The following is a 21196-nucleotide window of genomic DNA, read 5'->3' as shown; positions in this document are numbered from 1 at the left end:
TTGGATTCTCGTTTTTGGCGCGCTTTCTTGACGCGAACCGGGATCCGTCGCTCGAAAACGCTTGCCGCCCCTACGACGCCTTGCGATGCGGGGCGGATCCGCGGCCCGACCTGCCCTTCAGCTTCTTCAGCAGCGGGCCGAGCAGCGAGCGCTTCGGCTTCTTCACCTCGCCGCGGCCGGCGAGGCGGTTGGCCATGTTCTGGAACAGAAGGGTGGTGCGGTGGCTCTTGGAGACCTCCGCGATCATCTGGCCGTTGTTGGCGGCGGTCGAGAACAGCTTCGAATCGAACGGGATCACCGCGAGCGGCTGGCTCTCCATGGTCTTGGCGAAAGCTTTGACCTCGATCTCCGCGCGCTTGTGCATGCCGACCTGGTTGAGACAATACAGCGGCGGCCGGTCGTTCGGGCGCGCCGCCTTGAGCACGCTCAGCATGTTCTTGGTGTTGCGCAAATTGGCGAGATCGGGCTCGGCCACGATCACGATGTCGTCGGCGTTGACCAGCGCCCGCCGCGTCCAGCCCGACCATTGGTGGGGTACGTCGAGCACGATGCAGGGCGTGGTCATGCGCAGCGTGTCGAACACCGCATCAAAAGCTTCGGCGCCGAAATCGTAGACGCGGTCGAGCGTCGCGGGGGCGGCCAGCAGGCTGAGGCGCTCGGTGCATTTGGCAAGCAGGCGCTCCATCAGCGCCGTGTCCGGCCGGTCCTGCGATAGCACCGCGTTGGCGATGCCCTGCAGCGGATCCTGATTGTAGTCGAGGCTCGCAGTACCGAAGGCGAGGTCGAGATCGATCACGACGGAATCGAGCGCGAGGTCGCGGGCGATGGTCCAGGCCACATTGTGCGCGACGGTGGACGCGCCGACGCCGCCCTTGGCGCCGACCACCGCGATGACGCGGCCGGTGATGATGGCTTCGGATGCCGAGAACAGGCTACAGATCGAGCGGACGACGTCGAGGGTTTCGACTGGCCCGACCACGTAGTCGTTGACGCCGCGGCGGACCAGCTCGCGATAGGGCGCGGTGTCGTTGGGATTGCCGATCACCACGACGCGGGTGCCGGGGTCGCAGACGCCGGCGAGGTCGTCGAGCCCCTCCAGGATGTCACGCGTGCCGTCGGATTCGATCACGATCACGTTCGGCGTCGGCATCGTTTCATAGACTTCGATTGCCGCAGCGAGACCACCGTCCCTGGCAGTGAGATGCGCCTTGGCGAGCCGCCGATCCTCCCCCGCCGCGGTCACCGCGGCGAGCGTCTGCTCGGTCTCGCAAAAAGCCTGCACCGAGATGCGAGGAACCGGTGCAATGTGTTCGTCGGGGTGCCGCGGATCGTCCGCTTCTTCGTCGTGGATGCCAGTCATTTGCCGGTGTCGCTGAGTTTGGCCTTGTCGGCCTCGGGATAGGAGGTCGCGGTCGTCGAGCCCTTGCGATAGCGGTCGAAGGCGATGTCGCGCCGTGCGGTGTAGGCGGGCGTCTCGGCGCGCGGCTGCTCGAGGTCGGCCGGATTGTCGATCATGGCCGCGAGGTTGCGCTGGCTGGCGCAGCCCAGATTGAAATACGGCCGGTTCTCATTGTAGCCGGGGTCGAGGATGTTCGGACCAACGTCTTCCGGCCACAACCCGCAGGGTCCGGCCACTGCGCTGAGTTTGGAATAGCTCAGCCGGATCGTCGGCAGGAGGCCGGGGTCTTCGGGACGATAGGGATGCTGGAGGATGGCGCGCGAGGGCACGTCGCCGGATGCGAGCACGGAACGGATTTCTCGATAAGTCGCCGCCGCGGCACGCGAATTCGCGGTGTCGACGGGCACGTCGACGACGACGGAGCCGGTGCCTTCGCGCATCCAGTCCCGGGCAATGCCTGCGACATCCGCGTGCTGCGCGGCCGAGAGGCCGCCGCGCGCCTTGCCGACGAAGATCACGATCGAGCGCCTACCCTCCTGCACCGCGATCGGGTGGCGCTGGCGATAGTCGGTCGGCACTGTCTGAGTGACGATTTCACCGGTGGTGTTGCACGCGCCCAGCATGACGGACAGCCCCGTCAGCACCAGCGCGACGCTCAAAGGGCGGCGTCGGTCGGCTATCGTCCTCGTCATCGCTTGATTCCCCTCTTGCCCCGTTTCTGCTCCGGTCCCCAGGCCGTCCGCTCGTCGTCAATCGATGATGAAGCCGAAATCGCCGGGCGTGCCGTTGATGGGATCGACGCGGCGCGTGATGCCATAAAGGCGGTTCATGCGGCCGAGCAGCGCCGTCTGCGCGTCGGAGGCCGGCGCGAAACCGTCGTCGGGCCGCGACAATTCCTTCTGGGCGACGGCGCGCACCACATAGGGCGTCACGATCACCATCAACTCGGTTTCGTTGTTGACGAAGTCCTGGCTGCGGAACAGCGCGCCGATGATCGGCACCTGGTCGACGCCGGGCAGGCCGTTGATCGCCTGCTTGGTCTGCTGCTGGATCAGGCCGGCCATCGCCATCGAGCCGCCGGAGGGAATTTCCAGTGTCGTTTCGGCTCGGCGGGTCTGAACCGAGGGGATGGTGATCGAGTTGCTCGAGGTCGAGGACACCGCCTGCGTCAGTGTGATCGCGTTCGTATTCGACAGCTCCGAGACCTCGGTCATGACGCGCAGGCTGATGCGGCCTTCGCTGAGCACGACCGGCGTGAAGTTCAGGGAGATGCCGAACTTCTTGTAGGTGACCTGGGTGGTACAGACGTGGGTGACCGGATCGCAGGAATAGCCGGCCGGAATCGGGAATTCGCCGCCGGCGATGAAGGTGGCGGATTCGCCCGAGATCGCGGTCAGGCTCGGCTCGGCGAGCGTACGCATGACGCCGGCGCTTTCCATCGCACGCATCGTGGCGCTGACGGTGGCGACGCCCTTGGCGAGACCGGCGACTCCAAGTCCGTTGCTCGCGACGATCGGTCCGCCAGACACCGAGAACGGGTTGGAATTGTTGAAATTCACCACCGCGGTGCCGGCGTTCAGGCTGGCGCTGAGATCCACGCCCAGCTGCTTGACGATATCGCGGCGCACTTCGCCGACCACGACCTTGAGCATCACCTGGTCGCGGCCGCGAACGACGATGTTGTTGACGACCTTGTCCGAGCCGCCGACGAGCTTTGCGGCGACGTCGCCCGCCTGCTGTGCCTCGACCGGGCTCGAGACCGAGCCGGTCAGCATCACGCTGTCGCCGATGCCTTCGATCTGCACGCCCGGCAGCGACTGGCGCAGCGCGGCGCGCATGCCGTTGAGGTCGCGCTTCACCGCGATGTCGTAGGAGGCGACCTGCTGGCCGTCGGCGGTGAAGAACACCACGTTGGTCTGGCCGACTTGGCCGCCGATGATATAGGCGCGCTGCGCCGAGCGGATTATGGCATTGGCGATCTTGGGATCGGCCACCAGCACGTCCTTGACCTCGCGCGGCAGGTCGATGACGACGGACTTGCCGACGCCGAGCGACAGAAAGCGCGTCCGCGCCGGCGCGATCGTCGCGACCGAGGACACACCGAGATCAGGCGCCTGCATCGGTGCTTGATCGCCGACCGGGGCATCCGCGGCACTGAGCCGGTCGGAGGCTGCGAGCAGCCCCAGCAGCAGCATCGTCCCCGCCAAGACCGAGCGCGCGCGCTTCCCCCGAATGCGCAGGCCCGTCCGATCATCCCCGTAGTTCATACTGTCCCCATCATCACTTCTGTGACGTCAGTTGGCGCGCCTGCACGCCATAACGAATTACGTTCACGCCACCGGGACGCTTGACCGCCTGGTCCTCGGGCGACCCGTCGACTGCGTTGGCATCGACGATGCTCCGCAGCGCGAGCTGGAGCGTGCCGCCCTGGCGCGCAGCCGACAGCGTGGCGACCTGGTCGGGCTTGAGCTCGAGCGTGACGGTCTTGCCGATCACGGCGGTCTGGCCGTCCTTTTCCTTCGGCGCCTGGTCGATCGCGAGCACGCGGATGTTGGTCAGAATGACCTCGGACACGATGAGGTCGTTGCCGCCGGTCGATGCGTTGGTATCGGGATTCTTCAGGCGGCGGGTCAGCACGATGTCGACGCGGTCGTTCGGCAGGATGAAGCCGCCGGCGCCGGTCTCGGCTGAAATTTCGGTGGACACGGCCCGCATGCCGGAGGGCAGGATGGCAGCCATGAAGCCGGAGCCTTCGGCCCTGACCAGCTTCTGCTCGCGGATCGGCTCGCCCTGCATCAACGGCACGCGCGCGATCGAGCCGGCGATCTGGGTCTGCGCCTCGGGCCTGCTGTCGCGGCGAATGAACGCGTTGCTTGCCGTCGCCGCCGGCCAGACCTGCCATTGCAGATCCTCGGGCTTCACGGCCTGGCCGAGCCCGATGTCGGTTTTCGCGACGAGAACCTCGACGGTCGGCAGTTTCTCGGTGACGGGCAGAACGGGCGCGGGCCCATTCTGATAGCCGCTCGCCAGATACGCAGCGACGCCCCCGGCGGCGAGCGCGATGACGAGAACGACAAGGCGTGCGGTATTCATACGCTTCTACTCATACGCGGGGCACTCGAACCGCACGTGGCGGGTCCCCCGTGTCGATGAGTAGGGAGGAAAAGTATAAGGGGTGTTGCGAGGCCGGATGTGATGGCCAGTGACGGTGGTGGTTTTCGGCTGATGGTGAACGCGGCGTTATTCAACCGGCCAACGGCCCCGTAGATTTACGCAAGCCAGCCTATTCGTTCGCATGACAGGCGCGGCGTCATGGTGAACGGGTGGTTAGTGATGTGGGGGCGTGCAGCGGCGGGGCTGCCTACGAGATGGGCCGCGCACAACACCAAAGGATGTCGTCCGTCCTTCCGGGACGAGCTGGGAGAGATTGCGCGTCCTCTAAATTTCCGCAGCGCCCTTACTTCGCCCGCTTCTGCTCGATCGCGTCCCAGATCTTCGCCGCCACGTCGGGCCCGCCGAGCCGCGCGATGGCGCGGATGCCGGTCGGCGAGGTGACGTTGATCTCGGTGAGATTGCCGTTGATGACGTCGATGCCGACGAACAGGAGGCCGCGCTCGCGCAGCGCCGGGCCGACGGCGGCGCAGATCTCGCGCTCGCGCGGGGTGAGCTCGGTCTCCTGCGCCGCGCCGCCGCGTACCATGTTGGAGCGGAGGTCGTCCGCGGCCGGCACCCGGTTTACGGCGGCGGCGAACTCGCCGTTGACGAGGATGATGCGCTTGTCGCCGTGCTTCACCTCGGGAATGAACTGCTGGATCACCCAGGGCTCTTTGAACGTCACCGAGAACATGTCGAACAGCGAGCCGAAATTCATGTCCTGCGGCATCACGCGGAACACCGCGGCGCCGCCATGGCCGTGCAGCGGCTTCATCACGACGGCGCCGTGCCTGTCGCGAAAGGCGTTGATCTCATCTAATTCGCGCGAGATCAGGGTCGGCGGCATCAGCTGCGGAAAGTTCATCACGAACAGCTTTTCCGGCGCGTTCCGTACCGAGGCGGGATCGTTGACCACCAGCGTCTTCGGATGAATGCGCTCCAAAAAATGCGTCGAGGTGATGTAGGCGAGATCGAACGGCGGGTCCTGGCGGAGCAGCACCACGTCAAAGCCGTTGAGCGCTTCGCGCCTGGGCTCGCCGAGCGTGAAATGGTCACCCGGCTCGTCGCGCACGGTGAGGAGCTGAACCGGAGCGACGATCTCGTCGCCGACCATCGAGAGCTTGTCGGGGGTGTAATAGGACAGGCCGTGGCCGCGCTTCTGTGCCTCCAGGAGCAGCGCAAAGGTGGAATCGCCCTTGATGTTGATGCGGGCGATGGGGTCCATCTGGACGGCGACGTTGAGTTTCATGGTCTGCCTTTCAGGTCGAGGCGTCGAATGCCGCCAACACATGGCGTGGAAGTGATCGCGGCGCAATCAGCATGGCGTCGAATCGCAATTCGAATTCGGCATGCTCGGGATGCGCCACGAGCCAGCCTTGCGCGGCGTCGATGATGCGCTGCTGCTGGCGCGGCGTCACCGCGAAGGCGGCGTCATCCAGCGTCGCCCGCGCCTTGACCTCGACGAAGGCGATCAAATTGCGGCGGCGCGCCACGATGTCGATTTCGCCATGCGGGGTGCGATAACGTTTGGCGAGGATGCGGTAGCCCTTGGCCATCAGATAGGCGGCGGCGCGGCTCTCGGCGGAGATGCCGGTCCGGAACGCGGCGATGCGCTCGGGCGAGGCGACTTTCGGTTCCGCCGGGACCTCAGTCTTCGCCATCGCCGCCCCGCAGGTCTTTTGCGAGCTCGAGCGCGCGGGCATAGACCTCGCGCCGCGGGCGGCCCGAGAGTGCGACCGCATGTGCCACGGCATCCTTGACGCTGCGCGCGGCCAGCTGCTCGCGCAGGAGCTGGTCTAGCGCATCCGACGTCAGCACCTCGGCGTCGGCCGCAGGTGGGGCGATCACCAGCACGAACTCGCCGCGCGTCTCCAGCGTATCCGCCTCGCGAGCCAGCTCGCTCAATGTTGCGCGCGAGATCTCCTCATGAAGTTTGGTCAGCTCGCGGCAGATCGCGGCGTCGCGCGTCCCCATGATCTCGGCGAGATCGGCGAGCGCGTCCTGCACGCGGTTGCCGGATTCGAACATCACCAGTGTCGCATCGATGCGAGCCAGCTCAACAAGGCGCGACCTGCGCGCCGCCGATTTCGACGGCAAGAAGCCCTCGAAGAAAAAGCGGTCGGTCGGCAGCGCTGCGACCGATAGCGCCGCCAGCACCGAGGAGGGGCCGGGCAGCGCATAGACCGCATGGCCGGCGGCGCAGACCTCGCGCACCAGCTTGAAGCCGGGATCGGAGATCAGCGGCGTCCCGGCATCCGACACCAGCGCGACCGAGCCGCCTGCCGCAAGCGCCTCCAGGATCTTCGGACGCGCGGCTTCCGCGTTGTGCTCATGATATTGCTTGAGCTGCGCTGCGATGGCGTAACGCTCGGTCAGGCGCCGCGTGATGCGGGTGTCCTCGCAGGCGATGACGTCGACGCCGGCGAGCGTCTGAAGCGCACGCAGGGTGATGTCGCCGAGATTGCCGATGGGGGTCGCGACCAGATGCAGGCCCGGCGCGGCCTTCGCCACCGCAAGCCGATGGGCGTCGATGGAGAAGCCGCGCAAGGTGGCGTCTTGAGCTTCAGGCGTATTTATCGGGGCCGGCTTTGCGCGCATAATGAAGTCAACTTAGGCACGATCCGCAGGGCTGGGAACCAGCTCTTCGAAAAAGATCGGGCCGAGGTGAGGGGCGAGGAACGGACGGGAATGTGATCGATGCGGGGTCACGTTGCGCGGGAGCAAGGCCCTCGCGCCATATTCGCGACGGAAACCTCCCTTGATGCTGCGTAAGTGACGGCCAGCGGTGGGCCAGGATAGGAGGGTGGTCGCGTTAAGTGGCGATTATCCTTTTGTTTTGGTTAACTGTTTGCCGACAATATGCCTGAATCCGCGGCTTGCGTCGTGGAGCAATGTGGTGACCGGCTGGGCGACGGCCGGTCGGAAGAGAATCTGCGATGGTGGGCCCGTCTAGTTCGAAGTCTTCCGGTCCGGCGCCCCGATGGCCCGGGGCAACCCGCCGGAGCGCGCTTGGCCTGTTGCTCGGCGCCCCCTTGCTGTCGGCCTGCGCCGGCGTGCAGCAGAGTCTCAGCCAGTTCTCCAGCTCCGCGCCACCGGCGCAGCCGGCTGGTCCGCCCCAACAGGGCACGACCGCTGGCACCGGTGGGGTCAAGGTCGCCGTGATCCTGCCGCTGTCGGCGGCTGGCAATGCAGGCCTCGCGGCGCAATCCATGCGCAACGCCGCCGAGATGGCGCTGGCCGAGTTCCAAAACCCGAACATCCAGCTCCTGATCAAGGACGACAATGGCAGCCCGCAAGGCGCGCAAGCTGGTGCGCAGCAGGCGGTCGACGAGGGCGCCGAAATCATCCTGGGACCACTGTTCGCACAATCGGTGCCGGCGGTGGCGCAGGTCGCGCGCACGCGCGGCATCTCGGTGATGGCATTCTCGACCGATTCCAGCATCGCCGGACGCGGCGTCTATCTGCTCAGCTTCCTGCCGGAGTCCGACGTCAACCGCATCGTCGAATATTCCGCCAGCATCGGAAAGCGCTCCGTTGCCGTGCTCGTGCCCGACAACGCCTATGGCAACGTGGTCGAAGCCGCCGTGAAGGCGGCAGTGCCGCGGCGTGGTGGGCGCATCGTCGCGTTCGAGAAATACGGCGCCGACCGCGCCACCCCAGCTCGAACCGTGGCGCAGCAGCTCGGCAGTGCGGACGCGCTGTTCATTGCCGACGACGGCGATGCCGTGGTTTCAGTGGCGGATGCGATGACTGCGGCGGGTGCGAATTTGCGCAACATCCAGCTGCTCGGCACCGGCCTGTGGGACAATCCGCGCGTCTATGCCAGCGCAGCGTTGCAAGGCGGCCTCTATGCCGCGCCGGATCCGGCCGGCTTCCGCGCCTTCTCCGGCCGTTACCGCACCAAATATGGCGCCGAGCCGGTGCGCACTGCGACGCTCGCCTATGACGCAGTCGCCCTCGTCGCCGCACTGGCGCGCACGCAAGGCACGACGCGCTTCTCGCCCGACGTGCTGACCAACCCCTCAGGCTTTGCCGGCATCGACGGCCTGTTTCGCTTCCGCCCCGACGGCACCAACGAGCGAGGACTTGCGGTGATGAAGGTGACGACCGGCGGCGGGGTTGCGGTGGCAGGCTCGCCGAAGAGTTTTGGGGCGTAGCGCTTACGCCGCCAGATCCGCAACCACCGCATCCAGCACGGGGAAGCCACTGCTCGTCACGCGCAGCCGGCCCGTGGCGTCCACCGTGATCGCGCCTTCCTCGCGCAGCAGCGCAATGCGGCGGGGGTCGAGCGGGCGGCCCGAGAGGGCTTTGTAGCGCTCAGGGTCGATTCCCTCGGCGAGCCGCAATCCCATCAGCAAAAATTCGTCGGCGCGCTCCTCGCTGTTGAGGAGCTCGTCGGTGACGACGCCGTCGCCGTTGGTCTCGACCCGCATCAGCCAGGCTTCGGGGCGCTTTTCGGTGGCGGTGGCGTGCCTGATACCATCGATGTCGAGGCGGCCATGCGCGCCGGGACCGATGCCGGCATATTCCTCGCCGCGCCAATAGACCAGATTGTGCCGGCACTCGGCGCCGCGCCGCGCGTGATTTGAAATCTCGTAGGCGGGCAGGCCGAGCTTGTCGCAGGTCTCCTGCGTCACGTCGTAGAGCGCGCGCGCGACGGCTTCGTCCGGCGTCTTCAATTTGCCGGCCTGGTGCAGGCCGAAGAACGGCGTGCCTTCCTCGATCGTCAATTGATAGAGCGACAGATGCTCGGCCGCTTCATCGATCGCGAGACGCAGCTCGTCCGCCCACATCGCCGGCGTCTGGTCGGGTCGGGCGTAGATCAGGTCGAAAGAATAACGGTCGAACGAACGGCGCGCGATGGCGACGGCATCGAGGGCCTCGCGCGCACTGTGCATACGGCCGAGCGCCTTCAAGGAGGCATCGTCGAGCGCCTGGACGCCGAGCGAGACGCGGTTGACGCCGGCGGTGCGATAACCGGCAAAGCGTGTGGCTTCGACGCTGGTCGGGTTTGCCTCCAGCGTCACTTCGACGTCGCCTGCAACATGCCAGTGCTTGCCGATCGCATCGAGCACCGCGCCGACGGTTGCGGGCTGCATCAGCGATGGCGTGCCGCCGCCGAGGAAGATCGAGGTCACTTCACGGCCGGGTGCGCGCTCAGCCGTGGTTGCGATCTCGCGGGCGAAGGCGGATGCAAAGCGCGCCTCGTCGATCGCGGCGTGGCGGACATGGCTGTTGAAGTCGCAATAGGGGCATTTCGACAGGCAGAACGGCCAATGCACGTAGACGCCGAAGGCTTCCTTAGCGCGGCTCAAGGCAGATCTCCGCCAGTTTTACGAAGGCGCGGGCGCGATGCGACAGGCCGAGGCCGAGGGGCGGCAGGCCGTGCTTCTCGATGCTCTCCATCTCGCCGAAGGTGCGGCTATGGCCATCGGGCAGAAACATCGGATCGTAGCCGAAGCCGGCGGTGCCGCGCGGCGGCCAGACCAGCGTGCCGTCGACGCGCGCCTCGACCTCTTCGCGATGATCGTCGGGCCAGGCGACGCAGAGCGCCGAAACGAAATGGGCCTTGCGCTTGTCGGGCGTGGTCGCGCCGCGCTCCTGGAGCAGGCGCTCGATCTGCGCCATCGCCGCTGCGAAGTCTTTGTTCGGCCCGGCCCAGCGCGCGGAGAAAATGCCGGGCGCGCCGTCGAGCGCGTCGACCACGATGCCAGAATCGTCGGCGAAAGCGGCAAGCTTGGTCGCCTGCGCCGCCGCGATCGCCTTGATCGCGGCGTTGCTGCGGAAATCGTTGCCGGTCTCTTCGGGCTCGGCCAAGCCGAGCTCACCAGCCGACACCGCCTCGATGCCGTACGGCGCAAGCAGCTCCCGCATCTCGGCGAGCTTGCCGGGATTGTGGGTGGCGATGACGAGCTTGTCCGTGATTCGGCGGTGCATGGCCTATTGACTACGCCACAGCCAGTTTCTGCAAGTCCGCCAGACGCGCGACGCCCTTGCGGGCCAGCGCCATCAGCGCCAGGAACTCGGTTTCGGTGAACGGCTCGCGTTCCGCGGTGCCCTGCACCTCGATGATGCGCCCATCGCCGGTCATGACGAAATTGGCGTCGGTTTGGGCTTCCGAATCCTCGGCATAGTCGAGATCGAGCACCGGCGTGCCATTATAGATGCCGCAGGAGATCGCGGCGACGTTGTCGCGCAGCACATTGGCCTTGATCATGTTGCGCGCCTTCATCCAGTTGATGCAATCGGCAAGTGCGACCCAAGCGCCGGTGATCGCAGCCGTGCGGGTGCCGCCGTCGGCCTGGAGCACGTCGCAATCGACCGTGATCTGCCGCTCGCCGAGCGCTTCGAGATCGACGATGGTACGGAGGCTGCGGCCGATCAGGCGCTGGATCTCGACGGTACGGCCGCTCTGCTTGCCGGCGGAGGCCTCGCGGCGGGTGCGTTCTGAGGTCGCGCGCGGCAGCATGCCGTATTCGGCGGTGACCCAGCCGCGCCCCTGGCCCTTCAGCCACGGCGGCAGGCGGTCTTCCAGCGTGGCGGTGACCAGCACATGAGTATCGCCGAATTTCACCAGGCACGAGCCTTCCGCATATTTGACCACGCCGCGCTCCAGCGTCACGGGGCGCAATTCGTCGGGCGCACGGCGGCTTGGCCGCATGGGAAGTCCTCCAAAAACTCACGGGAAAGGCTATTCGCGGTGCTTGTAGGTGGGGTGAGGGTGGGCGGCAAGGTTTTTTCACCCCTGATTTCGGGCCCGCAAACGCCACGCTTGTCAGAAGCGTCCGGGATGGACAAATTATGAGTATCTGAGAGGAGTTACCGTCTGTGGCCCATCACGATCCGATGCATCTGATCGCGCCGCGCGCAGGCCTTGCCCAGCTCAACGAGCGTTCCCGCGACATCTTTCGTCAAATTGTCGAAAGCTATCTCGCGACCGGTGAGCCGGTGGGCTCGCGCAATATCTCGCGCCTGATCGCGATGCCGCTGTCGCCGGCCTCGGTCCGCAACGTCATGGCCGACCTGGAACAGCTCGGCCTGATCTATGCGCCCCATACGTCCGCCGGCCGGCTACCGACGGAACTCGGACTGCGCTTCTTCGTAGACGCCCTGATGCAGGTCGGCGACCTCACCGAGGCCGAACGGCAATCCATCCAGAGTCAGCTTTCGTCGGTCGGCCAGGCGCAATCGGTCGAGGCGGCGCTGGACCAGGCCTTGATGCGGCTGTCGGGCCTGACCCGTGCCGCCGCGGTCGTGCTGACGCCAAAATCCAACGCCCGGCTCAAGCACATCGAGTTCGTTCGTCTGGAACCGGAGAAAGCGCTGGTGATCCTGGTCGGCGAGGATGGCCAGGTCGAAAACCGCGTGCTGACGCTGCCGCCCGGAGTTCCCTCCTCGGCGCTGACCGAAGCCGGCAATTTCCTCAATGCACGGATTCGTGGCCGCACGCTGGCCGAAGCGCGGCTCGAGCTTGAGACCGCACTCGGCGAGGCCCGGGCCGAGCTCGATCAGCTGACGCAAAAGGTGATCGCGGCCGGCATCGCGAGCTGGTCCGGAGGCGAGAACGAGGACCGCCAGCTCATCGTCCGAGGCCACGCCAATCTGCTGGAAGATCTGCACGCGCTGGAGGACCTCGAGCGGGTGCGCCTGTTGTTCGACGATCTCGAGACCAAGCGCGGCGTGATCGACCTGCTCGGCCGGGCCGAGACCGCGGAAGGCGTGCGAATTTTCATCGGGAGTGAGAACAAGCTGTTTTCGCTGTCGGGCTCCTCCACGATCATCTCGCCCTATCGGGATGCCGCCGGCCATATCGTCGGCGTTCTCGGCGTGATCGGCCCGACGCGGCTGAATTATGCCCGTGTGATCCCGACGGTGGACTACGCCGCCCGCATCGTCAGTCGGCTTTTGGGGGGCTGACCGGCGTTCCCGATCACGGGCGCTTGATTTTCGTACGCTTAGGCACGATATCCGGGCCAACAATCCCTGGAAACGAGTTCGAGATTAGAGCCGATGACCGATCAAGACCGGCAACCCGAAGACACGACCGCGCCGACCGGCGAGCCGGTAGTGTCGAAGCCTTACATCATGCCCGACGATCCCGAGCCGGGCTCGGTCGAGACGTTGCAGAAGGAAGCGGCCGAGGCGCGTGACCGCATGCTGCGGACGCTGGCCGAGATGGAGAATTTGCGCAAGCGCACCAGCAAGGAGGTCGCCGACGCCCGTCTCTACGGCATTACCGGCTTTGCCCGCGACGTGTTGGACATCGCCGACAACCTCCAGCGCGCGCTCGATGCCGTACCGGCCGAGGCGCGTGCCGCGGCCGATCCCGGCCTGATCTCGCTGATCGAAGGCGTCGAACTCACCGAGCGCTCGCTGCTCAACGCGCTGGAAAAGCACGGCGTCAAGAAGTTCGATCCGCAGGGCCAGAAGTTCGATCCTAATTTCCAGCAGGCGATGTTCGAAGTCCCCGATGCGTCGGTGCCATCGGGCACCGTGGTGCAGGTCGTGCAGGCCGGCTACACCATCGGCGAGCGCGTGCTGCGTCCCGCCCTGGTCGGTGTCGCCAAAGGCGGCGCGAAGGCCGCGCCCGCGGCCAACACCAACGAGCCGAACAGCGCGGCAAACTGAACCTTGGCCTCATTCCGGGTTCGGCTCTTCGGGCCGCCCCGGAATGACTGCGCGAAATTATTACGCGGTCACCGCGATATCCGCAGACTGAATCCGCTTCACGCCGGCCTTGGCCATATCAGCCCAGGCCTTTGCCAGCGAACCCTGCGTGTCGATGCCGCGGCAGGCGTCCTCCACCACATAGACCTCGAAGCCCGCCTTGCGCGCATCGAGCGCGGTCCAGGCGACGCAGAAATCCGTGGCGAGACCGGCGACGAAGACGCGCTTGATCTTGCGGCCCTTGAGATAGCCGGCAAGGCCCGTCGAGGTCTTGCCGTCGGCTTCGAGAAAGGCCGAGTAGCTGTCCACCTCCTTGTGAAAACCCTTGCGGATGATCAGTTCGGCGTGCGGGATCGCAAGATCCTTTGACAGCGCGGCGCCGTCGGTGCCCTGCACGCAATGGTCCGGCCACAGCACCTGCTTGCCGTAGGGAAGATCGACGGTCTCGAACGGATTCTTGCCGGAATGCACCGAAGCGAACGAGATGTGCCCGGGCGTATGCCAGTCCTGCGTCATCACCACGTTCGCAAACGCTTTTGCGATCTTGTTGATGACGGGCACCACCTGCTCGCCTTCCTTCACCGCGAGGCTGCCGCCGGGCAGGAAGCAATTCTGCACGTCGATCACGAGCAGCGCGGAGGCTTCGTCAGGCTTGATTGACGCGGCCGCAAACAGCGCGGTTGGTGCGAGGCCCGCGAGCGCCGTGGTCGCAAGCGCCGCCAAGATGTGTCGCCGATCCAGCATCGTTCGTCTCCCCTCCAGGAATGAACCCAATGGAGGCCAAGCCTAGTTCCGCTTGTGTGCGAACAGAAGCCCGAAAATGCAGTCGGTCTTGGCGAGGGGTTGGGCTTGGGTCGGCGGATCCTCACCGCTCCCGCGTACGGGAGCTAGCCCTTCGGCTGAATGCCGTCGCGCACGGCGCGGAAGCGGGTGAAGGCGCTTGGCCATTGGTCGCGCGGGGCGCTGGCGATGATGCGCAGCGAGGTGCCGCCGCTTGAAAAGCGGATCCACTGCACCACCGTCACCGGAACCTTGTCCTTGCCGCTGACGCCGTCGATCCGGGTCTCGAAACCCTGCTGGCCGTTGATGCGGATCGGCTCGGACATGGTGACGCGCGACTCGCGCACGCCGGGGATCTGGAGCGCCGCTTCCTGGGCGAAGCGGGCGCGGTCGTCGGTCTGCTGGGGGGTGGCGCCAATCAGGCCGAGGATCATGAACGGCTTCGATTCATAGCCCGTGCTCTCGTCGCCGTCGGCCAGGATGATGCTCGAGCCCGGCGCCAGCGTACGGATGTCCTTGAAGTCGGCGAGATCGGTGATCTTGAACGGCATCAGCGCGATCTGCTCTTCGGCCGAGACCTGCTTGCGGGTGACGGCGGTCGCAAACATCTGGCGCACCGCTTCATCGCTGTAGATCTTGGTCGCATTCTCCGGAATCTGCACCGCGACATAGCCGGAGAAGCCGGCGCCCGGCACAATCATCGAATAGCGCCTCACCGGGGTATCGCCGGCCTTGCCGCTTTCGGTGGTGAAATAGGCAAGGCCCGCGGGGGTTTCGATCTTGTCCTGCTTGACGCCGTTCGCACCGGCCGGATTGGAATTGAAGGCGCTCACGACCTCGCCATAGGCCGCCGGCGGCAGCTCGGTGATCAGCACCTTGACATTGCCGTCCTCGCTCTCGAAGCCCGGAAAGGTCTTGGCCGTGCTCAGCCCGATCAGCGGCACCATGCCGAGGCGCAAGCCAGGCGGGTAAACGGCGTCGGCGGCAAGGGCCGGAAGCGCCGAGGCAATGAGGATGGCGAGCGCGGCGAGGGGACGGGTCAGCTTCATGGGCACTCTGATTGGTTCACATTGAGGCCGTTCGATGGTCGGCCACCGGGCCGCATTGTCGCGCGGAGCAGCTGTGCTGCGGCTGCCCGGCCGGTCCGCCTTTTAGCGGGTTTGGCCTTGTCGTAACAGGGTGGGGCAGATTGCGCTGGCGGGGCTTGCTGAGACCCGAACCTGTTAATATTTCCTCACCCGCAAGGGCGGTTGAGCCCGGATATGATCTTCCAAAACCCAATGTTTTCACGGCCGAAACTTGCGTTCGGTCCTTGCGGGCCCCTCCCCCCCTCCTATATGAGCCTCAATCATCGCAATATCGCGGATGTTTGATCTTAGGGGGTTTGGATCGGGTGCCTTCTGGGCCCAAACCAACCTGCCGCAAAAAGAAGGATATCAGGACCATGGGAAAGGTCATTGGGATCGATCTCGGCACCACGAACTCGTGCGTCGCCGTGATGGATGGCAAGAACGCCAAAGTCATCGAGAATTCCGAAGGCATGCGCACGACGCCTTCGATCGTCGCCGTCACGGATGACGGCGAGCGCCTCGTCGGGCAGCCGGCCAAGCGCCAGGCCGTCACCAATCCCGAGCGCACCTTCTTCGCAGTGAAGCGCCTCATTGGCCGCCGCTACGACGATCCGATGGTCGAGAAGGACAAGAAGCTCGTTCCGTACAAGATCGTGAAGGCTTCCAACGGCGACGCCTGGGTCGAGGCCGACGGCCAGACCTACTCGCCCTCGCAGGTTTCGGCGTTCATCTTGCAGAAGATGAAGGAGACCGCGGAAGCCCATCTCGGCCAGAAGGTCGATCAGGCCGTCATCACCGTTCCCGCCTACTTCAACGACGCCCAGCGCCAGGCAACCAAGGACGCCGGCAAGATCGCGGGCCTCGAAGTGCTGCGCATCATCAACGAGCCGACTGCGGCCGCGCTCGCTTATGGCCTCGACAAGACCAAGGCCGGCACCATCGCGGTGTACGACCTCGGCGGCGGCACCTTCGATATCTCCATTCTCGAAATCGGCGACGGCGTGTTCGAGGTGAAGTCGACCAACGGCGACACCTTCCTCGGCGGCGAAGATTTCGACATGCGCCTCGTGGGTTATTTGGCCGACGAGTTCCAGAAGGAGCAGGGCATCAATCTGCGCAACGACAAGCTCGCTTTGCAGCGCCTGAAAGAAGCCGCTGAAAAGGCCAAGATCGAGCTGTCCTCGACGACGCAGACCGAGATCAACCTGCCCTTCATCACCGCGGACCAGACCGGGCCGAAGCATTTGACGATGAAGCTCACCCGCGCCAAGTTCGAGGCGCTGGTTGACGACCTCGTGCAGAAGACCATCGAGCCCTGCCGCAAAGCGCTGAAGGACGCCGGCATCACCGCCGGTGAGATCGGCGAAGTCGTGCTGGTCGGCGGCATGACCCGCATGCCGAAGGTCCAGGAGGTCGTGAAGCAGCTGTTCGGCAAGGAGCCGCACAAGGGCGTCAACCCGGACGAGGTCGTGGCGATCGGTGCTGCGATCCAGGCCGGCGTGCTCCAGGGCGACGTCAAGGACGTGCTGCTGCTCGACGTCACCCCGCTGTCGCTGGGCATCGAGACGCTGGGTGGCGTGTTCACCCGCATCATCGACCGCAACACCACGATCCCGACCAAGAAGAGCCAGGTGTTCTCGACCGCCGAGGACAACCAGAACGCGGTCACCATCCGCGTCTTCCAGGGCGAGCGCGAAATGGCGGCCGACAACAAGATGCTCGGCCAGTTCGACCTGATGGGCATTCCGCCGGCGCCGCGCGGCATGCCGCAGATCGAGGTGACCTTCGACATCGACGCCAACGGCATCGTCAACGTCTCGGCCAAGGACAAGGCCACCGGCAAGGAGCAGCAGATCCGCATCCAGGCCTCGGGCGGCCTGTCGGAAGCCGACATCGAGAAGATGGTCAAGGACGCCGAGGCCAATGCCGAGGCGGACAAGAAGCGCCGCGAGGCGGTGACCGCCAAGAACGAGGCGGATGGCCTGGTGCATTCGACCGAGAAGGCGCTGGCCGAGCACGGTTCGAAGGTCGCCGAGAGCGAGCGCCGCGCCATCGAGGATGCCGTCAGCGACCTCAAGGAAGCGCTGAAGGGCGACGATGCCGAGGCGATCAAGGCCAAGACCCAAACGCTGGCCCAGGTGTCGATGAAGCTCGGCGAGGCCATGTACAAGCAACAGGCCGAGGCCGACGCCAAGAAGGATGCGGCCAAGGACGACGTTGTCGATGCGGAATTCACCGAGGTCGACGACGACAAGAACAACAAGAAGTCCGCCTGAACCCCGAGAGGGTAACGATGCGGACGGCTTGGACCCCACACGCGCTACCGACCTCCCCCCTCGCGGGGGAGGCCGCCGCGTCGGGACGGGCGGGCAAGGCGCCCGTTACGATCGATCAATTCTCAGCCGTTATGCTGAACGCCGCTGTGCCGTCTTCCGCCGTAAGGCGGAGGGACGCTCATGTCGTCGCGCAGCGGCGTCGTTTCGCTCCGACTTGATACGCGATTGGATAGACCGAGCTCATCATGTCCACGTCCACCAAGCGCTGCTACTACGAGACCCTGGAGGTCGATCGCGACGCCGACGAATCCAAGCTGAAATCGTCGTTTCGCAAGCTGGCGATGAAATTCCATCCCGATCGCAATCCGGGGGATCAAACCAGCGAGGTCAAGTTCAAGGAAATCAACGAGGCCTACGAGATCCTCAAGGACAAGGACAAGCGTGCCGCGTACGATCGCTACGGCCATGCCGCGTTCGAGCAGGGCGGCGGTTTCGGCGGCGGCGGTGCCGGTTTCGGCGCGGGCTTCGCCTCCTCCTTCTCTGACATTTTCGAAGACCTGTTCGGCATGGCTGGACAGCGCGGCCGCGGCGGTCGCGAGCGTGGCGCCGACCTGCGCTACAACATGGAGATCACGCTCGAGGAAGCCTTTGGCGGCAAGAACGCGCAGATCGAGATTCCGGTCTCGGTCACCTGCGAGGCCTGCTCGGGCATCGGCGCCAAGGCCGGGACCAAGCCGAAGACCTGCTCGACCTGCGGCGGCGCCGGGCGCGTGCGGCAGTCGCAGGGATTCTTCACCCTCGAGCGCACCTGTCCCGGCTGTCAGGGCCGCGGCCAGATGATCGAGGATGCCTGCCCGTCCTGCTCGGGACAGGGCCGGGTCACCCGCGAGCGCACGCTGTCAGTCAACATTCCGCAAGGCGTCGAGGACGGCACGAGGATCAGGCTCGCCGGCGAGGGCGAGGCCGGGGTCCGCGGCGGCCCGCCCGGCGACCTCTACATCTTCCTGTCGCTGGCCCAGCACCAGTTCTTCCAGCGCGACGGCGCCGATCTGCATTGCCGCGTGCCGATCTCGATGGTGACAGCCGCCCTTGGCGGCGAGTTCGAGGTGCCGACGATCGAGAAGAGCAAGGCCAAGGTGAAGGTGCCCGCCGGAACCCAGTCGGGCCGCCGCTTCCGCATCGCATCAAAGGGCATGCCGGTGCTGCGCTCGCGCCAGATGGGCGACATGTACGTCCAGGTCGTGGTCGAGACCCCGCAGAACCTCACCAGGAAGCAGCAGGAATTGCTGGCCGAGTTCGAAAAGCTGTCCTCCGGCAATACGCAGCCGGAATCAGAGGGCTTCTTCGCCAAGGTCAAGGATTTCTTCGGTAATCGGGCGAGTTGACGCGTCTTGACCGTGCCGCCTTCGGCCTATACGTCTTTATGACCATTTTCTGACACGCCGCGTCCTGCGGTCCCGTCCGGTCCAGACATGCCATTGCCATCGTCCGCGCGTGCGTTGAAGAAGCCTCGTCTCGATGATGAGGTACGCTTTCTCAGATCGTGGATCGAAAAGCCGCTGCACATGGGCGCGGTGATGCCGTCGGGCAAGCTGCTGGCTCGGACCATGGCCCATTACGTCGATATCGACTCCGACGCTCCGGTAGTCGAGCTCGGGCCCGGCACGGGTGCCATCACCTCGGCTTTGATCGAGCGCGGCATCGACCAGAAGCGTCTCGTCCTCGTCGAATACAATCCTGGCTTCTGTGCGCTGCTGCGCGACCGCTACCCGCAGGCCAAGGTGGTGCAGGGCGATGCCTATCGCTTGCGCGATACGCTCTGGAACGTCTTGAGCGAGCCGGCCTCCGCGGTCGTCTCCGGCCTGCCGCTCGTCACAAAACCGATGCTGACGCGGCTGCGGCTCGTCCGCGACGCCTTCACGGCGCTGGCGCCCGGTGCGCCCTTCATCCAGTTCACCTATGCGGTGGTGCCGCCGATCCCGAAATCACTGCCCGGCGTGTCCACAGAGGCCTCTGAACGGATCTGGATGAACCTTCCGCCGGCCCGCGTCTGGGTGTATCGCAAGGATTAATTCCGCCGGCTCCTCGTTTTGCGCGGCGGGCTCTTTTCGCCGAACGCATTGGATTGGATGTCAGCTCCCAAGATCCTGATCATTCCCGGCTCGCTGCGCACCGGCTCGCATAACGCGAAGCTGGCGGCGGTCGCGGCGTATGAATTCGCCCAGGCCGGCGTCGAAATCACCCGCATCTCGCTCGCTGATTTTCCGCTGCCGATCTATGACGGCGACCTCCAGGCCAAATCCGGCGTGCCCAAGCACGCAATCAATCTCAAGCGCATGATCGGCGCGCATCACGGCGTGCTGATCGTCACGCCCGAATATAATGCTTCGGTGCCGCCGCTGCTGAAGAACGCGATCGACTGGGTCAGCCGCGTACACGATCTGCACGAGGCGCGCGGCGACGTGTTCCGCAATCGCGTCTTCGCGCTCGCCGGCGCCTCACAGAGCCGGCTGGGCGCGGCCCGTGCGCTGCAGGCGTTGCGGCTGATCCTGACCTCCTGCCATGCCAATGTGATTGCCAACCAGCTCACGCTTGCCTTTGCCGACCAGGCCTATGACGATATGGACAGGCTGAAGAACGAGGGCGATATCGCCGCGTTGCAGGCACTGGTGCGGCAGTTGATCGACATTTCCCAACGCATGATGTGAGGTGACATGACGCCAGCCGAGATCGCCCCGAAGGACCGCTTGATCGTTGCGCTCGATGTGCCGAGCGTCGATATCGCGGAAGCGATGGTCAACAGGCTCGGCGATAGCGTCAATTTCTACAAGATTGGATACCGGCTCGCCTATGCCGATGGCTTGCCGCTGGTCGGCCGGCTCGCCGACAAGGGCAAGAAGGTCTTTCTCGATCTCAAGCTGCACGACATCGGCAACACCGTGACGCAAGGCGTCGAGAGCATCACCAAGCTCGGCGCAACCTTCCTCACCGTGCACGCCTATCCACAGACCATGAAGGGCGCTGTCGAAGGCCGCGCCAATTCGAACCTGAAGATCCTCGCCGTCACCGTGCTGACGTCCTACAATGAGGATGATCTGCACGCGGCCGGCTATCGGCTCGGCGTCTCCGAACTGGTCGAAGCGCGCGCGCAGCAGGCGCAGGTGCTCGGCGTCGATGGTCTCGTCTGCTCGCCGGAAGAGGTGGGTGCCTTGCGCAAGATTGTTGGCCATCAGATGAGCCTCGTCACGCCCGGCATCCGCCCGGCGGGTTCGGCAAGCGGCGACCAGAAGCGCATCATGGCGCCCGGCCGCGCCATCGTTGCCGGCGCCGACTACCTCGTCGTCGGGCGGCCGGTGGTGGAAGCCACCGAGCCCAAGGCAATCGCGGAAGCCATTCAAGCCGAGATCGCGCAGGCGCTCGGCTGATTAACAAGAGGGAGAACAACAATGGCAAAAGGCTACTGGATCGGGCGCGTCGATGTGAGCAATGACGAGGGCTACAAGCCCTATGCCGTCGCCAACGGTCCGATCTTCAAGAAATGGGGTGGCCGCTTCGTCGTTCGCGCCGGCAAGTTCACCGCCGTCGAAGGCGCCAGCCGCAACCGCAACGTCGTGATCGAATTCCCGGACTACGAGACCGCGCTCGCCTGCTACAACTCGCCGGAATACCAAGCCAACATCAAGGTGCGCCAGCCGCACTCCATCGCCGATCTCATTATCATCGAGGGCTATGACGGCCCGCAGCCGTCGGACGGCTGAAGCACGCCGTCATTCCGGGATGGTCCGAAGGCCCAGGCCTCAGGTGCGCAATTGCGCACCGGGGAATCTCAAGATTCCGGGTTCGATGCTGCG

21 protein-coding genes are annotated in these 21196 nt (G+C 65.3%); 9 read left to right on the top strand and 12 right to left on the bottom strand.

The genetic code is table 11. From position 1 onward, the window contains the following. Nucleotides 1-70 precede the first annotated feature (70 nt). The 7 genes from IVA92_RS14505 to rsmI all read right to left on the bottom strand — a co-directional run bounded on the left by IVA92_RS14505 (nucleotide 71) and on the right by rsmI (nucleotide 7150). Nucleotides 71-1360 carry an AAA family ATPase gene (locus IVA92_RS14505; RefSeq protein WP_247276586.1) on the bottom strand — a complete coding sequence of 430 codons (1290 nt, stop codon included), beginning with the start codon at nucleotides 1358-1360 and terminating at the stop codon, nucleotides 71-73. Continuing rightward, nucleotides 1357-2091 carry a CpaD family pilus assembly protein gene (locus tag IVA92_RS14500; protein WP_247276585.1) on the bottom strand — a complete coding sequence of 245 codons (735 nt, stop codon included), beginning with the start codon at nucleotides 2089-2091 and terminating at the stop codon, nucleotides 1357-1359. Before IVA92_RS14500 ends, IVA92_RS14505 begins: the two co-directional genes overlap by 4 nt. A gap of 57 nt (nucleotides 2092-2148) precedes the next feature. Next, on the bottom strand, nucleotides 2149-3666 hold the full coding sequence (locus IVA92_RS14495; RefSeq protein WP_247276584.1) for a type II and III secretion system protein family protein: 1518 nt from the start codon (nucleotides 3664-3666) through the stop codon (nucleotides 2149-2151). Between the two features lie 13 nt (nucleotides 3667-3679). Then, a complete protein-coding gene (cpaB, locus tag IVA92_RS14490) occupies nucleotides 3680-4492 on the bottom strand; it encodes a Flp pilus assembly protein CpaB (protein ID WP_247276583.1) in 813 nt (270 codons plus the stop codon). Between the two features lie 364 nt (nucleotides 4493-4856). After that, nucleotides 4857-5801: a glutathione synthase gene (gshB, locus tag IVA92_RS14485; protein ID WP_247276582.1), complete on the bottom strand. Its 945-nt coding sequence runs from the start codon at nucleotides 5799-5801 to the stop codon at nucleotides 4857-4859. Nucleotides 5802-5811: 10 nt separating this feature from the next. Beyond that, entirely contained in the window at nucleotides 5812-6213 is a 402-nt protein-coding gene (locus IVA92_RS14480) for a YraN family protein (RefSeq protein WP_247276581.1), read from the bottom strand. Next, nucleotides 6200-7150 carry a 16S rRNA (cytidine(1402)-2'-O)-methyltransferase gene (rsmI, locus tag IVA92_RS14475; RefSeq protein WP_247276580.1) on the bottom strand — a complete coding sequence of 317 codons (951 nt, stop codon included), beginning with the start codon at nucleotides 7148-7150 and terminating at the stop codon, nucleotides 6200-6202. Before rsmI ends, IVA92_RS14480 begins: the two co-directional genes overlap by 14 nt. A 338-nt stretch (nucleotides 7151-7488) precedes the next feature. On the opposite strand from rsmI, the gene IVA92_RS14470 reads away from it, so the two are divergent. Further along, nucleotides 7489-8709 (top strand): penicillin-binding protein activator, encoded by a 1221-nt coding sequence (locus tag IVA92_RS14470; protein ID WP_247276579.1) that lies wholly within the window; start codon nucleotides 7489-7491, stop codon nucleotides 8707-8709. Nucleotides 8710-8712: 3 nt separating this feature from the next. Here IVA92_RS14470 and hemW read toward each other — a convergent pair whose 3' ends face one another. Genes hemW through rph form a run of 3 tightly spaced genes read right to left on the bottom strand, consistent with a single transcriptional unit; the run spans nucleotide 8713 to nucleotide 11213 of the window. Then, nucleotides 8713-9867 carry a radical SAM family heme chaperone HemW gene (hemW, locus tag IVA92_RS14465; RefSeq protein ID WP_247276578.1) on the bottom strand — a complete coding sequence of 385 codons (1155 nt, stop codon included), beginning with the start codon at nucleotides 9865-9867 and terminating at the stop codon, nucleotides 8713-8715. Next, complete coding sequence (gene rdgB, locus IVA92_RS14460; RefSeq protein WP_247276577.1) at nucleotides 9854-10489, bottom strand: RdgB/HAM1 family non-canonical purine NTP pyrophosphatase; 636 nt, start codon at nucleotides 10487-10489, stop codon at nucleotides 9854-9856. The genes hemW and rdgB overlap by 14 nt, the downstream gene beginning before the upstream one ends. A gap of 10 nt (nucleotides 10490-10499) precedes the next feature. After that, the gene (gene rph / locus IVA92_RS14455) at nucleotides 10500-11213 is read right to left on the bottom strand and encodes a ribonuclease PH (protein ID WP_247276576.1); all 714 of its coding nucleotides are present in this window, start codon (nucleotides 11211-11213) and stop codon (nucleotides 10500-10502) included. 167 nt (nucleotides 11214-11380) lie between these two features. Between rph and hrcA the strand changes: the two genes are divergently transcribed. Continuing rightward, nucleotides 11381-12469, top strand: coding sequence for a heat-inducible transcriptional repressor HrcA (gene hrcA, locus IVA92_RS14450; RefSeq protein WP_247276575.1), 1089 nt, complete (start codon nucleotides 11381-11383; stop codon nucleotides 12467-12469). 93 nt (nucleotides 12470-12562) lie between these two features. Next, a complete protein-coding gene (gene grpE / locus IVA92_RS14445) occupies nucleotides 12563-13180 on the top strand; it encodes a nucleotide exchange factor GrpE (protein ID WP_247276574.1) in 618 nt (205 codons plus the stop codon). 60 nt (nucleotides 13181-13240) lie between these two features. On the opposite strand, the gene pncA is transcribed toward grpE, so the two are convergent. Both pncA and IVA92_RS14435 read right to left on the bottom strand, forming a co-directional pair. Beyond that, complete coding sequence (pncA, locus tag IVA92_RS14440; protein WP_247276573.1) at nucleotides 13241-13963, bottom strand: bifunctional nicotinamidase/pyrazinamidase; 723 nt, start codon at nucleotides 13961-13963, stop codon at nucleotides 13241-13243. 143 nt (nucleotides 13964-14106) lie between these two features. Further along, a complete protein-coding gene (locus tag IVA92_RS14435; protein ID WP_247276572.1) occupies nucleotides 14107-15048 on the bottom strand; it encodes a hypothetical protein in 942 nt (313 codons plus the stop codon). Nucleotides 15049-15443: 395 nt separating this feature from the next. On the opposite strand from IVA92_RS14435, the gene dnaK reads away from it, so the two are divergent. The 6 genes from dnaK to IVA92_RS14405 all read left to right on the top strand — a co-directional run bounded on the left by dnaK (nucleotide 15444) and on the right by IVA92_RS14405 (nucleotide 21103). Next, nucleotides 15444-17345, top strand: a complete 1902-nt coding sequence (dnaK, locus tag IVA92_RS14430; protein WP_247276571.1) for a molecular chaperone DnaK — start codon at nucleotides 15444-15446, stop codon at nucleotides 17343-17345. Between the two features lie 245 nt (nucleotides 17346-17590). Continuing rightward, nucleotides 17591-18730 carry a molecular chaperone DnaJ gene (gene dnaJ / locus IVA92_RS14425; RefSeq protein ID WP_247276570.1) on the top strand — a complete coding sequence of 380 codons (1140 nt, stop codon included), beginning with the start codon at nucleotides 17591-17593 and terminating at the stop codon, nucleotides 18728-18730. A gap of 87 nt (nucleotides 18731-18817) precedes the next feature. Next, a complete protein-coding gene (locus IVA92_RS14420; RefSeq protein WP_247276569.1) occupies nucleotides 18818-19417 on the top strand; it encodes an rRNA adenine N-6-methyltransferase family protein in 600 nt (199 codons plus the stop codon). Nucleotides 19418-19474: 57 nt separating this feature from the next. Continuing rightward, nucleotides 19475-20053: an NAD(P)H-dependent oxidoreductase gene (locus IVA92_RS14415; protein WP_247276568.1), complete on the top strand. Its 579-nt coding sequence runs from the start codon at nucleotides 19475-19477 to the stop codon at nucleotides 20051-20053. Between the two features lie 6 nt (nucleotides 20054-20059). Then, nucleotides 20060-20770: an orotidine-5'-phosphate decarboxylase gene (gene pyrF / locus IVA92_RS14410; RefSeq protein ID WP_247276567.1), complete on the top strand. Its 711-nt coding sequence runs from the start codon at nucleotides 20060-20062 to the stop codon at nucleotides 20768-20770. Nucleotides 20771-20791: 21 nt separating this feature from the next. Continuing rightward, nucleotides 20792-21103, top strand: a complete 312-nt coding sequence (locus tag IVA92_RS14405; RefSeq protein ID WP_247276566.1) for a DUF1330 domain-containing protein — start codon at nucleotides 20792-20794, stop codon at nucleotides 21101-21103. Nucleotides 21104-21196 lie beyond the last annotated feature (93 nt).

The organism is Bradyrhizobium sp. 154, assembly GCF_023073875.1.
Classification (GTDB): Bacteria; Pseudomonadota; Alphaproteobacteria; order Rhizobiales; family Xanthobacteraceae; genus Bradyrhizobium.
Note: the sequence above shows the minus strand (reverse complement) of the source record. Positions and strands in the feature narration are given on the sequence as shown.